Source organism: Sphingobacteriales bacterium (genome assembly GCA_016719635.1).
Classification (GTDB): Bacteria; Bacteroidota; Bacteroidia; order Chitinophagales; family JADIYW01; genus JADJSS01.
This window is the reverse complement of sequence record JADJYT010000015.1, coordinates 1-14,035: the sequence shown is the minus strand read 5'-3', so window position 1 is coordinate 14,035 and position 14,035 is coordinate 1. Positions and strand designations below refer to the sequence as shown.

The 14,035-nt window shown below is 35.9% G+C and carries 17 protein-coding genes and 1 pseudogene; 5 read left to right on the top strand and 13 right to left on the bottom strand.

All coding sequences use genetic code 11. From position 1 onward, the window contains the following. Positions 1–4: 4 nt before the first annotated feature. From recG to IPM95_14505, 5 genes and pseudogenes are all read left to right on the top strand, one after another. Positions 5–2,121 (top strand): annotated as a pseudogene (recG, locus tag IPM95_14525) (ATP-dependent DNA helicase RecG). Positions 2,122–2,250: 129 nt separating this feature from the next. Then, positions 2,251–2,649 carry a hypothetical protein gene (locus tag IPM95_14520; protein ID MBK9330477.1) on the top strand — a complete coding sequence of 133 codons (399 nt, stop codon included), beginning with the start codon at positions 2,251–2,253 and terminating at the stop codon, positions 2,647–2,649. A 74-nt stretch (positions 2,650–2,723) separates the two neighbouring features. Then, the gene (locus IPM95_14515) at positions 2,724–3,116 is read left to right on the top strand and encodes a hypothetical protein (protein ID MBK9330476.1); all 393 of its coding nucleotides are present in this window, start codon (positions 2,724–2,726) and stop codon (positions 3,114–3,116) included. A 548-nt stretch (positions 3,117–3,664) separates the two neighbouring features. After that, on the top strand, positions 3,665–4,117 hold the full coding sequence (locus IPM95_14510; protein MBK9330475.1) for a GNAT family N-acetyltransferase: 453 nt from the start codon (positions 3,665–3,667) through the stop codon (positions 4,115–4,117). Between the two features lie 142 nt (positions 4,118–4,259). Then, entirely contained in the window at positions 4,260–5,246 is a 987-nt protein-coding gene (locus IPM95_14505; protein ID MBK9330474.1) for a hypothetical protein, read from the top strand. Here the strand turns inward: IPM95_14505 and IPM95_14500 are convergent. From IPM95_14500 to IPM95_14440, 13 genes are all read right to left on the bottom strand, one after another. Continuing rightward, positions 5,235–5,834, bottom strand: coding sequence for a hypothetical protein (locus IPM95_14500; protein MBK9330473.1), 600 nt, complete (start codon positions 5,832–5,834; stop codon positions 5,235–5,237). The two genes, IPM95_14505 and IPM95_14500, sit on opposite strands and share 12 nt — an antisense overlap. Positions 5,835–6,068: 234 nt before the next feature. Then, complete coding sequence (locus IPM95_14495; GenBank protein ID MBK9330472.1) at positions 6,069–6,419, bottom strand: anion permease; 351 nt, start codon at positions 6,417–6,419, stop codon at positions 6,069–6,071. After that, positions 6,401–7,426: an anion permease gene (locus tag IPM95_14490; protein ID MBK9330471.1), complete on the bottom strand. Its 1,026-nt coding sequence runs from the start codon at positions 7,424–7,426 to the stop codon at positions 6,401–6,403. The genes IPM95_14495 and IPM95_14490 overlap by 19 nt, the downstream gene beginning before the upstream one ends. A 27-nt stretch (positions 7,427–7,453) precedes the next feature. Further along, positions 7,454–7,996: a hypothetical protein gene (locus IPM95_14485; protein ID MBK9330470.1), complete on the bottom strand. Its 543-nt coding sequence runs from the start codon at positions 7,994–7,996 to the stop codon at positions 7,454–7,456. 210 nt (positions 7,997–8,206) lie between these two features. Continuing rightward, positions 8,207–8,374 carry a hypothetical protein gene (locus IPM95_14480; protein MBK9330469.1) on the bottom strand — a complete coding sequence of 56 codons (168 nt, stop codon included), beginning with the start codon at positions 8,372–8,374 and terminating at the stop codon, positions 8,207–8,209. Positions 8,375–8,513: 139 nt separating this feature from the next. Next, positions 8,514–8,900, bottom strand: a complete 387-nt coding sequence (locus tag IPM95_14475) for a RidA family protein (GenBank protein MBK9330468.1) — start codon at positions 8,898–8,900, stop codon at positions 8,514–8,516. Positions 8,901–8,982: 82 nt separating this feature from the next. Then, entirely contained in the window at positions 8,983–9,366 is a 384-nt protein-coding gene (locus tag IPM95_14470) for a RecX family transcriptional regulator (GenBank protein ID MBK9330467.1), read from the bottom strand. Positions 9,367–9,711: 345 nt separating this feature from the next. Continuing rightward, positions 9,712–10,302 (bottom strand): DUF2851 family protein, encoded by a 591-nt coding sequence (locus tag IPM95_14465; protein ID MBK9330466.1) that lies wholly within the window; start codon positions 10,300–10,302, stop codon positions 9,712–9,714. A gap of 16 nt (positions 10,303–10,318) precedes the next feature. Then, positions 10,319–10,495: a DUF2851 family protein gene (locus IPM95_14460; GenBank protein ID MBK9330465.1), complete on the bottom strand. Its 177-nt coding sequence runs from the start codon at positions 10,493–10,495 to the stop codon at positions 10,319–10,321. Between the two features lie 6 nt (positions 10,496–10,501). Further along, positions 10,502–10,633, bottom strand: a complete 132-nt coding sequence (locus tag IPM95_14455; GenBank protein ID MBK9330464.1) for a DUF2851 family protein — start codon at positions 10,631–10,633, stop codon at positions 10,502–10,504. Positions 10,634–10,766: 133 nt separating this feature from the next. Then, positions 10,767–10,985 (bottom strand): DUF2851 family protein, encoded by a 219-nt coding sequence (locus IPM95_14450; protein ID MBK9330463.1) that lies wholly within the window; start codon positions 10,983–10,985, stop codon positions 10,767–10,769. 176 nt (positions 10,986–11,161) lie between these two features. Next, positions 11,162–11,332: a hypothetical protein gene (locus IPM95_14445; GenBank protein MBK9330462.1), complete on the bottom strand. Its 171-nt coding sequence runs from the start codon at positions 11,330–11,332 to the stop codon at positions 11,162–11,164. Positions 11,333–11,994: 662 nt separating this feature from the next. Further along, entirely contained in the window at positions 11,995–12,231 is a 237-nt protein-coding gene (locus IPM95_14440; protein ID MBK9330461.1) for a hypothetical protein, read from the bottom strand. Positions 12,232–14,035 lie beyond the last annotated feature (1,804 nt).

The window sequence follows — 14,035 nt, the reverse complement described above, 5'->3', positions numbered from 1 at the left end:
TTCGATGCAATCTACCGCAACAAAATCATTTCTGGTTACTCCAATCGAGTATCTGAAAGGCGTTGGCCCGGAGCGTGCAGACATTCTTAAAAAAGAACTGGAAATTTTTACCTTCGGTGATTTACTGAAACTGTATCCGTATCGTTATATCGACCGTACACAGTTTTATTCCACACAACATATCGACAACACACAAACATTTATACAACTAAAAGGAAAACTAAAAGACATTCGCGAACTCGGCGAAGGCAGAGCAAGACGTCTGACTGCTGTTTTTTATGATACTGACGGAGAAATAGAATTGGTTTGGTTTCAAGGCGTGAAATGGCTGGTGAAGAGTCTGAATACCAAAGAAACATACGTGTTATACGGCAAACCGAGCTGGTTTAACGGCAAACTCAACATCACACATCCTGACCTGGAACCGCTGTCTGCTTACACATCGGAAGAAGCCGGCACCTTTCGTGCCATGTACAACACTTCGGAAAAATGAAGACCAGAAGTCTGGACAGCAAAGGCATTTCCAAACTGATGATGACCTTGCTGGCGCAACTGAAACCGGAACATATTTCTGAAAATCTGCCGAAAGACATCTTGTCCAAATATCAACTGATGAGCCGGTATGAAGCCATCAAAAATATTCATTTGCCTTCAACTTTAGCCTTGCAAACCGCAGCCGTAAAACGCCTGAAGTTTGAAGAATTATTTCTGATACAATTAAATTTACTGCAATTAAAATTATCAGAAAACGGGAAGCCGGTATCTTCTTTGAAAAAAGTAGATCATTATTTTAAAAACTTTTACGAACAGGCTTTACCGTTTGAACTGACGAATGCGCAGAAACGCGTGCTGAAAGAAATACGAAAAGATACCTTGTCCAACAAACAAATGAATCGTTTGCTGCAAGGCGATGTGGGTTCCGGAAAAACCATTGTGGCCTTGCTAACGATGCTGATGGCAATTGACAACAATTATCAGGCGGCATTGATGGCACCGACAGAAATTTTAGCACAACAACATTATGCTGGTCTTAAAGAACTATGTGAAAAAATCGGCGTGCGCATTGAACTGCTGACAGGTTCTTCCAAATCCAAACACCGCAAAGAACTGCTGGCGGATTTGGCAGAAGGCAAAATTCATATTTTACTCGGCACGCATGCTTTGCTGGAAGACAATGTCATCTTTAAAAATTTGGGCATTGTGGTGATTGATGAACAACATCGTTTTGGTGTGGCACAACGCGCAAAACTCTGGAAGAAAAATACCGTTGCACCACATATTTTAGTCATGACGGCAACACCGATTCCACGCACGTTGGCTATGACGTTGTACGGCGATTTGGATGTTTCTGTATTGGATGAATTGCCGCCAGGAAGAAAACCGATTAAAACCGTGCATCGCTACGAAACACAGCGCATTGGTGTGTTTGATTTTATGCGTGATGAAATAAAACTAGGTCGGCAAATTTATATCGTATATCCGTTGATTGAAGAAAGTGAGAAATTAGATTTGGTGGATTTACAAAACGGCTTTGAAAGTATATCACGTGCCTTTCCGTTGCCGCAGTACAACGTAAGTATAGTGCATGGAAAAATGAAATCTGAAAATAAAGATTTTGAAATGCAGCGTTTTGTGAAAGGCGAAACGCAGATTATGGTGGCTACTACGGTGATTGAAGTAGGCGTGAATGTGCCGAATGCCAGTGTGATGATTATAGAAAACGCGGAACGTTTCGGTTTGTCGCAACTGCACCAGTTGCGCGGCAGAGTTGGACGCGGCGCGGAACAATCGTATTGCATTTTAATGACGACGCATAAGATTAGTGCAGACGGCAAGACGCGTATAAAAACGATGGTAGATACCAACGATGGTTTTAAAATTGCCGAAGTGGATTTGCAGTTGCGCGGACCCGGCAATATGGAAGGCACGCAGCAAAGCGGCAATGTAGATTTGAAGATTGCCAACCTTGCCACCGACGGACCGATTATAGAAGAAGCCAGAAAAGCCGCGATTGCTTTACTGGAAGAAGATGCCACTTTAGAAAAACCGGAAAATGCTGCACTGAAATATTATTTACAACACCAAAAGAATAGCAATAGTATTTGGAGGAATATTAGTTAGGTGCTTGGGTTTTTATTATCTTTATTAATTAATAAATCAAATAATAAGCTTTAAATAGAATATTAATACTTTACAAACAAAACACAAGCGACTACTAAAATAAATCATATAAATAAACCTTAAACCAAAATGAAAGACTTTAAAAAAATTATTCCATATTTAATCGTTTTGATTATTTCTTGCAATAAAAAATCTGAAATTCACATCAACATTTCAACAACGACTGAAATTAATAAAGAAATGAATACAATAGATTCTACATATCTATTAAACTCTGATTATTTTGAAATAGAATTGCAATCATATAAAAATGGTGAGTATTTTAAGGCAGAAAAAGATTTGATAAAACCACAACCTTTTGAAAATTTCAAATTAGTAACATTGCGTATTATTGATAAAAATGGAAATTCAATAGAGTTTAAGAATTCAACTGACTTTCTAAATTTTATGTCTTCAAATGGATATGAAATGCAAGATCAAAAAGAATTAAAAAACTACACTAAATACACCTTTAAGAAAAAAAAATAAACCATATTAATACAACAGAACACAAACACATGAAAATTGCACAATTTGCAGCCATCTAACGTATATAACATTATATGATAAACAAAGAAATAGATCAAATAGATCAAAAGTTGTCACAAATTGAAGAAGAGGGCATAAAGAATACTCTAAAGCATTTTGATAGAATTCACGATAAACTATTTACGTTCAACAATATTTTAATTGCAGGTTATTTTGCATTATTTAAAGTCTATAATACAATCTCTATTTTCAGTATTTTAATTCCAGTTTTTAATTTAATTCTTTTAATCTTCATTGAATATAGAATGATGGAAAGAAGCAGATTTGAGGCAAGAATAACTGATAAAAAATTCAGTGAAATGTACAAACATGGAAGACTTACCCAAAACACCAATCTATATTCATTATTGTCTATTCTTACAACAACAATTGTAACAATTATTTTTATTTGCTATCTAGTATTATAATATCCCAAGATAATCGAAGTATCGCATCGCTCGGCGAACGTCTTAGACTTCGCCGCGTTGTATTATAAGTTTTTAACTTAATATGGAATGATTTTAAAAAATAATTTCCAGCCAACGAAAAGTATTATCACTTTTCAACTGTTTTCCAAAAATTACTTTACAACAACTAATATTCTTTTCTCATCGGTCTTCATGATGTGCATTGGTTGACAGGTTACAAAGCCTGTCAATAACAAATTGAGCATTTTCCCACTTTGGTGCTCTATACGATAGAAAATTCCCACTTATGTAGCAAAAAAGCTAAAATTTTAGGTGTCGGACCTAAAACTTTAGGTGTCAGACCTAAAACTTTAACTTAATCACCTAAAATTTTAACTACATATTATAAAAATTTATGGGTCGCTGGTAAAATTTTAACTCAACCACTTAAAATTTTACAGATTTTACTGCATTTCTTCACATTTACATTTGTTGGTTTTCACCGCGCTGGCACAGCATGTAGCATTTGATTTTTTATAAAATATTCCAATCAATTGCTAATTTTAAACATGCTCACTATAAAAAGAACCACTTCAGACGATGCAGACTTTCAGCAGCTAGTGGCACATTTGGATAAATACCTCAGCATCATTGATGGCGATGAACATGCCTTTTATGCGCAGTATAACAAGATAGATACGCTGCGAAACGCCGTCGTTTGTTATGAAGATACAGTTCCACTTGGTTGTGGTGCATTTAAAGCATACGACACAAATTCTGTAGAAATAAAACGCATGTATGTAGTGCCGGAATCACGCGGCAAAGGTATTGCAGGCCTTATCTTAAAAGAACTGGAAAACTGGGCAGCCGAACTGAACTACCAAGAAGCGGTTTTAGAAACCGGCAAAAAACAAACGGATGCCGTTCATCTGTATCAGAAATCAGGCTACACCATAATTCCTAATTACGGACAATACGAGAACGTGGAGAACAGTGTGTGCATGCAAAAAATTATCGGATAATCGAATATGAGATTCACGCTTTCTCTGGATTGACTCTTTACTATTTATGTGCTGCTTACTTCATGCTTTTAGTATTGCAATAAACATGCTACTTAGTAAAAGGCTGTTTGACAGTCTGAAAAATTCTCCTTAAATTTCACCTATGAACACCAAAATAATTATTTGCATCAGTCTTTTGCTTACTTTTTGCAAGGTTGGTCAGGCACAGGAAGTCTTAAAACTTAAAGACGGCATGACACAGCAAAAAACGGATATTTCGAAATTATCCTGGATGGTTGGTCGCTGGAAAGGCACTGCTTTTGGTGGTGACTGCGACGAACTCTGGATGCCTGCCGCCGACAACAGCATGCAGGGCATTTGCAGAATTTATGACAAAGGGAAATTGCAGTTTACCGAATACATGAATATCATTCAGGAAAGCGACAGCACGCTGTCCGTAAAGCTGAAGCATTTCAGTGCAGACCTCAGCGGCTGGGAAGAAAAAGCAGAATGGACTACCTTTAAATTGATAAAAACAGAAAATCAAACAGCCTATTTCAGCGGACTTACCTATCAGCGTACCAAAAATAAATTAGTCATAAAACTGAGCATGCACGACAAAGAAAAAGAATGGACAGAAGAAATGGTATTTTATAAAAAAGAAACTATAACCACAAATATGCAAGACAAAAAAACCAGCGCCATCCTGCAGCAAAAAGCTAAGCAAACCTTTAATGAAGCCTGGAAATATCTGGAGAAAAAGAAGCTGACTAAAAAGGAAAAAATCAGTTTATTAAATCTGGTGCATACCTCGTTTTATTTATGGCAGCAAGTGCCTGCGCATACGAGTACACACACTTCAATTAGTTTGTGGCAAATCTCCAAAGCCTATGCACATGTTGGTGATGGTGCTAATGCTTTATTGTTTGCAGAAGAAAATATTCAGCTTTGTAAAACCGAGAAACCCGATGGTTTTTATACTGCTTATGCGTATGAATCTGCTGCTCGTGCACATATCGTTTCCGGCAATAAAACAAAAGCGGCTGTGCAAATCAAACAGGCATTAAAAGCCATTCAGGCAACAAAAGAAAAAGAACTTCAGCATTTTTATAAAGACATAGAAGGATTGAAAAAACTATCAGTCATCTAATCTTCCAACGACTTCATATTGCACGCCTTCTTTTGTTACTAAAGGTTTGTACAAGATATCATCAAACTCATAATAGGTTTCTCCGTCGATAGTAACTACTTCCACATCGTTTTCCGGAAGCTCCGGAACAACAGTACCTACTGAAGGTTCCACCACTTCGTATTCATTATTTACCTGACGATAATAAACGCCTCTGTAATAATAGTGCGGCAACGTATTGATGTAAACCGTGCGATACCCTACCGGCAAAAATCCAATTCGAAAACCGAACGGTGGCGCAATAGTTCTGTATATTCCTTTGTGATAATGATAGTAATAGCCACCGTGACAATAGTAATTTCTTTTGCCATAAAAGACCTGAGTATATCCAACCGGTAATACCTTTACTGTATGCACTACTCTTGGCTTCACTACTACTACATTGTTGCGCGGATACCTGTTTACGGAAACTATTTTTGTGCTATTGTTTGGCTTATTCACCTTTACCGTCGTTGACTTGTAGGTCTTGTTAGTTTTAGGCGATTTATACGTTTTGGTGGTTTTAGTAACGGTAGCTTTTTTGTCCTTTTCCTTTGTGTTGTTGAGCAAACAAAGTTATTCCGGAAAAGAGCACAAGTAATAATAGTAAGGACTTAGTTTTCATATTCTTTAAATTGGATGTGTACTGTAAATTATACAGGTTAGACTTTTAAAAAATAGAAAGGTTTAATGAAGATGTATATTATCTTAATTCCATCATTAACGGCAACAAGAAATAACAAGCTAAGCTGATAAACAGGATACTAATTATATTCATTACAAATCCTGTTTTCAGCATGTCTTTCAGTGCAATATGTCCGCTGGAAAAAGCAATGGCATTGGGTGGCGTTCCCATTGGCAACATACCTGCACAACTGGCTCCAAGGCACATCGGTATACCCAGCAGCAGGGATGAATATTTAAGGAAATTGCTAGAGCTGTCACAACCGGTGCAAAAATTATTACCTGTGCTACATTGCTCATTACTTCGCTGATAAAAATAGAAAGTGTCGTAATTAACAGAATTAACAAGAACAAATTATCAGGTGCAATTTGTGCCAGTACTTTTCCTAATAGCTGAATTAAACCAGCTTCTTCGAGTCCTTTTGCCAGGGCAAGTCCGCCGCCAAATAAAATCAAAATTCCCCAAGCCATTCTTTTGGTATCGTTCCAATGTAAAATGGGTAAATAAACAGAATTTTCTGCTTCGTCTTTTTTATGGAAGATGGAATTGCAAATAACAGTACCGCTCCGATTAGCGCAATCATGGCATCATCTAATTTTAACTGAAATAATTTATTCCAGATGCTTTGTGTAATCCATAAAAATGCGGTAAATAAAAATATCAGTAATACACGCCATTCGGTAGCAGACATTTTTCCGAGTTTATTAATTTCTTCTTTTATGTAGTTTGCCGTGGCTTCGCTTTTTTCCATTTTATTCGGATATAAAAATCTTGTGGTAACAATATACAAAAGCAGCAGCAAGACAATAGACAAAGGCATCACCAACTTCATCCAGTCAAAAAAATCTATGGAGTGATTAAGTTTATCTTTTATAAAACCAACATACGCAACATTTGGTGGTGTGCCGATAATAGTAGCAATACCGCCTAAGTTGGAAGCATAGGCAATGACCAACATCAAAGCGATAGAGAAATTCTGCTGATTGCCTTGTGTATGATTTTCTTTAATTACAAAAATAACGGAAGTCGCAATTGGAAACAACATCATGGTAGTAGCGGTATTGCTGAGCCACATACTTATTGTGCCGGTGGCAATAACAAAACCGAGTATGATACTGTTGCCGTTGGTACCGGAAAGCCTGACAATATTGAGTGCTATGCGTTTGTGTAAATTCCATTTTTCTATAGCGAGTCCGAGAAAAAATCCACCCATAAATAAAAATATTATCGGATCGCCATAAGATTTCGCAACTTCTTTAACCGGCATTATATTCAGTAATGGAAATAAAATCAGAGGCAGCAATGCCGAAGCTGCCATTGGTATGGCTTCTGTAATCCATAGAAAAATAACCAGAAAAGCAATCGCTAAAACTTTTGCAGCTTTAACATCCAGTTGCAATGGATTTACTGCAAAAAGCACGAAAGACAACAGTATGCTGATAACAATAAATACCTGATGTTTGTAGCTTTTTACCATTTGCAATTAAAGATAAATACCAAAAAATTAATACGATACTACAATCTTCAACTTCTGGAAAATCTGATTATTGATTCTAAGTCGTGAAACCACTACGGCTTCTGCCAGTCTGGAATTACTATCACCGGTATAACTAAAACTTGTTTCAAATAAATTATTCACCATTTTGTAAGGTAACTTATAGCTGTAATTAGACAAAGGCAATGCTCTTAATATATTTAATCCAAAAGTACCGCAGTTGTTATTGATATTTGTAAAGAGCAAGTATGGCAAAGTTGTACTCATATCATAAAATGAATTCGTAATAGTATCATTTGTTTCACAACCATCATAAGGACGCAATGTGTGTATAATCGTAGAATCAAAGTTATAGGAATATGTTTGAGAAAAATTACCTGCACTCGGATAATTGCTGTAGATAAAATTAGTTACTCTTTTGTAGGTGTCGTATTGAAGCAGATTGGTTGCTGTGCTTCCTGATGGTGGAATTTCATTATACTCGTTTAATGTATAAAAATTTGGATTAAAAATAATTTCGTTATATCCTGAAGCAGAATCGGTAAAATTCAATAGGATTTTATTTTCTGTAGCTAAACGCGAATAGTCAAATCTATTTATTATTCCACCAACAATGATGCTGTCGAATTTTCGGTAGAATCGTTATAGAAATAATTTATTTCGTATTGGAGTGTTTGCATACCGCTTACAGTATCCACTGAAAATATGGCAATTTTAGATGGCGCTGACGTGCTGAAATCCGACTCGTTTTATCTTCCTTTTTTACAGGCAAACAAAAAAAGCGGAATGAGAAAAATATATTTCTGCATGAATTTTATTTTGGGACAACACCGTTGCCAACCACATTAGCCTTTCCTTTTTACCGCCTTTTTTATTCGGATTGTTCGGACTTTTCAATTGTTGTTTGCGAGCTGCTTCAATTTTTTCCAATCATTGTATTGGTCGGCAGGGCGCCAACGCCTTCACGGCAAGACATGATGATTACTGAACTAAAGAATAGCAACAGCAACCAAAGCGCATTTTTATTTTTCATAAAAATAAAGGTAGTAAACTATATTATAATTTACAACTATTCGCTGAGAATGGCGGTTGCTTCAATTTCTACCAGCAAATCATCAGAAATAAGCTTAGAAATCTGGTACATTCCTGTGGTTGGTTTAATTTCTGAGAAGAATTCTCCATGTGCTTTTCCGATGGCTTCCCATTGAGCTATATCCGTACAGAAAATTCTCGTTCGCACCACATCTTTCGTTGATGCGCCGAATTCCTGCAATACTTTTTCAAATTTTTGTAAAATACATTTCGTTTGTTCGTACACATCACCTTTTCCTACCACTTCACCGTTTACGCTGGCAGTGGTGCCTGAAATTTCAATTATATTGCCAATTTTCACGGCTCTTGCGTAGCCAACGATGGGTTCCCATGGCGAGCCTTCTGTATATGTTTGTCTTTGCATAATTTAAAAATAGAATTTAGTTGGCAGAGATTCAAGATAAAATGCAGATTTTAAGTTATCATAATTTTCAGTGCTTCCTGAATCAATTGCATTTCATAGCCTTTTGCAAAGCATACTGAATGAGTTTTTGTTTCTTTTTAAAGTTATCTTGTTCTTTAATCGTCTTATTTTTTTTCTCGAGAATATCCTGTAATCTCAGAAAATAAGCACCTTCATCAATGGCGTTGATGCTTTGTTGGATTTTTTTGGAGTCGATTCTTTTCGATTGCAGTTCCTGCATAATCTTGCGCTTGCCCCAACTCTTAATGTTGAATTTTCCGCGAGCAAAGGCACTTACAAATCGTTCTTCATTCAGGAAATTATTTTCTTTCAGATAATTCAGGTAAAAATCCGTATCCGAATCTTCTACTGCCAGCTGATATAATTTTTTGACGCACTTCTGATTCGCAGCGTTCGCGATAGGCACAAAACGATTCTAGTTTCTGTATAATTTGCGGTTCGGAAAGCTGGTTAGATTTCATTTTAGCACTTAATAAATACACGCTTAAACAGCTTATATATCCCAAACAGGATTGCGTTTATTATTAATCATATAGCGAAGATTCAATACAAATGTCAGAATCAAATAAATGATTACCGGTGAACCTAACGCAATAAAAGAAGTATAAATAAAAAAAAGGCGAACCCGCTTTGATGGCATAGATAATTTTCTTCCAAGATATGAACAGACGCCATACACACGCATCTCTATGAAGTCTCTCAGAGATTTTGAATGAAATATTTGCAGTGGCTTCTCTAACATTTTTTAAAGTTAGCAATTATTTGCTAAAAGTTCGTTGTTACTATTGCGCAAAATTTTGTATCCTATTGCACATTCAAGACATCTTTTTCCCGTACAATAACTGTCGTTTAATTCTATTACTGCCTGTGTGTCAAATGCAGCATTCTGTTGCCAAATCTGATTTGTGTATTTTTTTGTTTTATTATTTACTTCGGCTGTTGTTTTATATAAAACATCAAATGCTTTGTCTTTATATTTTTCTTCACCACAGCATTTTCCATAGGCATATAATATAGGTGCTACTACATTTATTTTAACAATTGATTTAAAGTCATCACCTATGGATTTTGATTTTAATTTACTGAGTTTATCAAATACATAATGTTGGCTCCAGTAATCGGAAACCTCTATATCCTCTAGGAAAAAATCTTCATCTTTCATCTTCAATATTTTGGTTAACAATGGCATTTGTTGCACCACTTTTTGCAAACCAGGCCAGTCTGATTGTTGGAAATGAAACCGGTCGCATACGCAAAAACTGCCACTGGTGTTCCTGCAATTGTGATAGCCTATATTTTGTTTTAAAAACTGATATTCTGCTTTCAGCTCTCTTGGATATATTTCAACAAATCTTTATTTAAAATCCTGCAACACCAAACAACAATACTTCGACTTGAAAATTATCATTAGAGTGTTTCAATACTATTTTATAATCCAGTAAGCGCGTTATGTTTTCAAAAGGTTCTTTATTTATATGGCTGCCAAAATATTTAGCTAACAGTTGATAAAGATGTTTGTTCCCAATCGTTGTTATGCTCTTTTAAGCTTCTAAAATCTCATCAGATTTTCGTTCCAGTCGTTCGATCACCAGCCTTTCTTTCCAATTTCCAATGTAAAAATTATCTACCACGTCGAGCATTTGCTCACATATTAATTCTTGCTTGGAAAGCATCATAGATTCATATTTTCGAGCAATATAACCGGAATGCGTCCATTGAGCTGAACAGTTGGAAGCTGTAACGTTTCGTCATCATTAAAATAAACGACATGCAAAATTACATTTTGTATTTTTGTCGTATTGATGTTTATGCCGTTTCCAATCGGAAGCATAAATATGTAGTTCTATATTTCCAACTAAAATAACCTCTATCAATTTTTACTTTGGCATTCCAGAAATCCGGGCCACCATCTTTATTGTATTTTCCAAAATCAAGAATCTGTACTTCATTTCCTTTAACCGTTTTTAGTTCTTTAGTATTGAATAATTTATTTTGCCAGATAAAATGTAATAAACGTTCCTGCATAATAGTATCTTTCTATCTATTGAGATACATTTTGTTGTCAAATTCCAAAAAAAAAGATATTTTTAATAAAAAGCCTTCTGACGTATCAGAAGGCTTCCATAAACTAAGTTCTCTTTATTTTTTAGAATGGACAAACTTTGCAAGGGTCTACCTGCATGTCGAATCTTCCTAGGATTTCAAGTTGATGCTACCGCCGAACCTCTGAACTCTGTGCGACGGTTACGCTGATGTTCGTATTCTGAACACGTTACACCATCTGTACACGCATTTCTCGGTTGCGTTTCTCCGTATCCTTTCGGTTTCAAACGACTCTTCTTTACGCCTCGCGCAATCAGCCAGTCTACCACGCTTTGTGCACGGCGTTGTATAATTTAATGTTATACTCAAATGGTGCGCTTGCATCCGTGTGAGAACCAATCTCTACCACTGCATCCGGATTCTCTTCCATAAACCTAAAAGCTTGCCTAGCTCTCTTTCACTTTCTGTACGGATGTACCATTTGTCAAAGTCATAATAAATATCTTCAATTCAATTGATGGACCAAATCCTCAGGTATACCGTCACCGTCTTATCGACACCACCGGGAATTTTATCCAAATCACTTCCACTTCTTTTGGATTAACGCCACACTTGCGGTCTATAATACATTCACCATCATCTTAATTGCAGTTGTGCTACCAGGAAGGAAACCTTGTGCATTCGCTACAATTATGTAATCACAGTCGCATCTAACTACTTCACAAATTTTGCCGTTCTCATCCGTAGTTAAAGCTTTAGTCCATCCTTCGCATTGACTTGACAATAATATTTTTGCATTTGCTAATGGCTTTAAAATCGCCAATCTTCAACAGATTTGGGTGATTTATCAACTTTCTGGTTTATCCGCAGGTGATTTATCGTCTACTGATTTATCGTCTACTGATTTATCGTCTACTGATTTATCTGCGGGTGATTTATCATCTACTGATTTATCTGCAACAGATTTACTTCCTGCTTTACTTTGGGTGTTTTACCCCAAAACCAATGCGCTCATTGCATACTCTTTTTCTTGGTTATACGGGATTTTCACAAATACTTTACCACCTGTTACAACACCTTTGGTTGTAGCACAAACTTTATCATTTGAACTATATCCTTCTTTTAACGCAAAGCAATAATCTGTATTTCTAACATTGTTAAATTCAAATTCACCATCACATTCTATTGTAGTTCTACCTCTTTCGGAAGCATCAAATTTTGCTATCATTACAACGTTACTTTGCAAATAGGTTCTCCGGTTTCTGCATCTACAACTGAATTCCTTCCAGATAGTTACCATCATCGTTAAAACTGTATATATCATCTAAACCTTTTCATCTGGTCTATCAAGCAAAATAACCAAAACATATCCTTGCCAAGAATGCATAGCAAAATCCTTCCCATAGCTCTATTTATTGATGAATGGTAATGTTTCTGCTTGATTTCCCCCATTTTCCTGTTTTAGAATTTTGATTAACCCTAAAGTTATCTAATCCACCTAAAACCTCCGTGACCATCATAGCAAAATACAATTCCACCTTCTGCATCAACATACAAGAACATTTCTCTTCCCTCTGTATTAATGTCTGGACCAAGATTTTTGGGATACTCGAATTGCTCTCCTTCTTTTTAGAAACATAAATATCCATTGCACTATATCACTCCTGGCATGTCACTTACAAGGAAATAAAGTGTATTTCCATCAGGTGTCAGGGCAGAATGACTCACCTACTCCTCATTGTTATTGTAAGGAAATTTTTGTCATTTTTCACACTTATTCCCTTCAACTTCTGATTCAAATATTTTAAATTTAATAACCTTATCTGTACTAGATTTGTCTTACCAACAAAATAATTATTTCTGGTATACGTGCTTTTTGTTATCAGGTGTAAATGTAGCTACACCTTCGTGATAAATAGTTACTGCATCGCCCTTCATTCTTGTGGTTTCCAAATTAGTTTTTCTCCTTTTACAAACCACATATCAAAATTGGTACCAGTCCAAGTGTGTTCTCCTTACAGCTTTTGCACTGTCTCTCGAAGATGAGTAAATTAATCCGTTATCAAATCCAGCGGAGCAAAATCACAGCTTAGGTGAGTTAGGCTTAAATTTTTACCGCTATATCTATCTCTAGAATGTAAGCTGTCCTCAATCTAGACATGCTTTCATCTCGTTAGTAGATCATTCTGTCCTCTGGTAATTGCTTCCTGCCTATGTATTGTGTATGCCATTTTGCAGCTTCATCATATTTCCCATTCATTTGTAACATTTGTCCATAAAAAGTTTATACTTTGGTTTTCCACCCACCTTTTCCACAGCCCTATACCAATATTCAAGCTTTATCGTATTTGGAAGTTAGTCTGTAGCAGTCTCCTAAATTGCGTCTGGCCCTTGTCTTCTATCATGCTTTTTTTAAATATGCTGAAGAAGCGGGAGATAGCTTCGTGATAAACTAGGTCTTTATCCCACTTTTCGACTTTGGAGAATCCTCCGATACTGCCCAGTTAAAAGTCTCCTTCAATATCTTGTCCGTTAGGTTGATTTGCTGATACTAGTAACAGGAAAGCAACTAATAGCTTTGTATGATAGTTCTGAAAGTTTGATTGGGTATTCATATGTAGCAAGAATTCTATTTGTTTGGTATGCTTTGGGTAATTGAATTTCCAAAATTTAAGTATTATAGTATTCTAAAAACCTCTTGGAGTAATTACTTTCTTTTATTAAATCCAAGATAATAACCTAATATAACTTCATGACATCCATTATTTATAGTTGCCTAATTTGGTTAATAAGTATAATCCTTGCATAACCTATCATAGGATTGTTTAGTCGGCCCTCTTCTATCATTGCCTGAAAATGAATCAGGGTTTATTAATTTGATTCCGTTACTTTTGTTTCCAAAACTTGTTCGATATTGACCACCAATATTAACTCTATCATAAATTATTAGACTTAAATTAAAATCGAAAGTATGTGGTATTCCTGAACTGCGCTTGCAATATAACGATATTGAATCTGTGGTCTGATTTTAA

Coding starts and splice junctions, on each gene's coding strand:
- IPM95_14515 (MBK9330476.1), top strand. CDS start 2,724: ATGATAAACAAAGAAATAGATCAAATAGATCAAAAGTTGTCACAAATT.
- IPM95_14475 (MBK9330468.1), bottom strand. CDS start 8,900: ATGCAAAGACAAACATATACAGAAGGCTCGCCATGGGAACCCATCGTT.
- IPM95_14490 (MBK9330471.1), bottom strand. CDS start 7,426: ATGGTAAAAAGCTACAAACATCAGGTATTTATTGTTATCAGCATACTG.
- IPM95_14495 (MBK9330472.1), bottom strand. CDS start 6,419: ATGGCTTGGGGAATTTTGATTTTATTTGGCGGCGGACTTGCCCTGGCA.
- IPM95_14510 (MBK9330475.1), top strand. CDS start 3,665: ATGCTCACTATAAAAAGAACCACTTCAGACGATGCAGACTTTCAGCAG.
- IPM95_14450 (MBK9330463.1), bottom strand. CDS start 10,985: ATGCAGGAACGTTTATTACATTTTATCTGGCAAAATAAATTATTCAAT.
- IPM95_14520 (MBK9330477.1), top strand. CDS start 2,251: ATGAAAGACTTTAAAAAAATTATTCCATATTTAATCGTTTTGATTATT.
- IPM95_14455 (MBK9330464.1), bottom strand. CDS start 10,633: ATGCTTTCCAAGCAAGAATTAATATGTGAGCAAATGCTCGACGTGGTA.
- IPM95_14440 (MBK9330461.1), bottom strand. CDS start 12,231: ATGATAGCAAAATTTGATGCTTCCGAAAGAGGTAGAACTACAATAGAA.
- IPM95_14505 (MBK9330474.1), top strand. CDS start 4,260: ATGAACACCAAAATAATTATTTGCATCAGTCTTTTGCTTACTTTTTGC.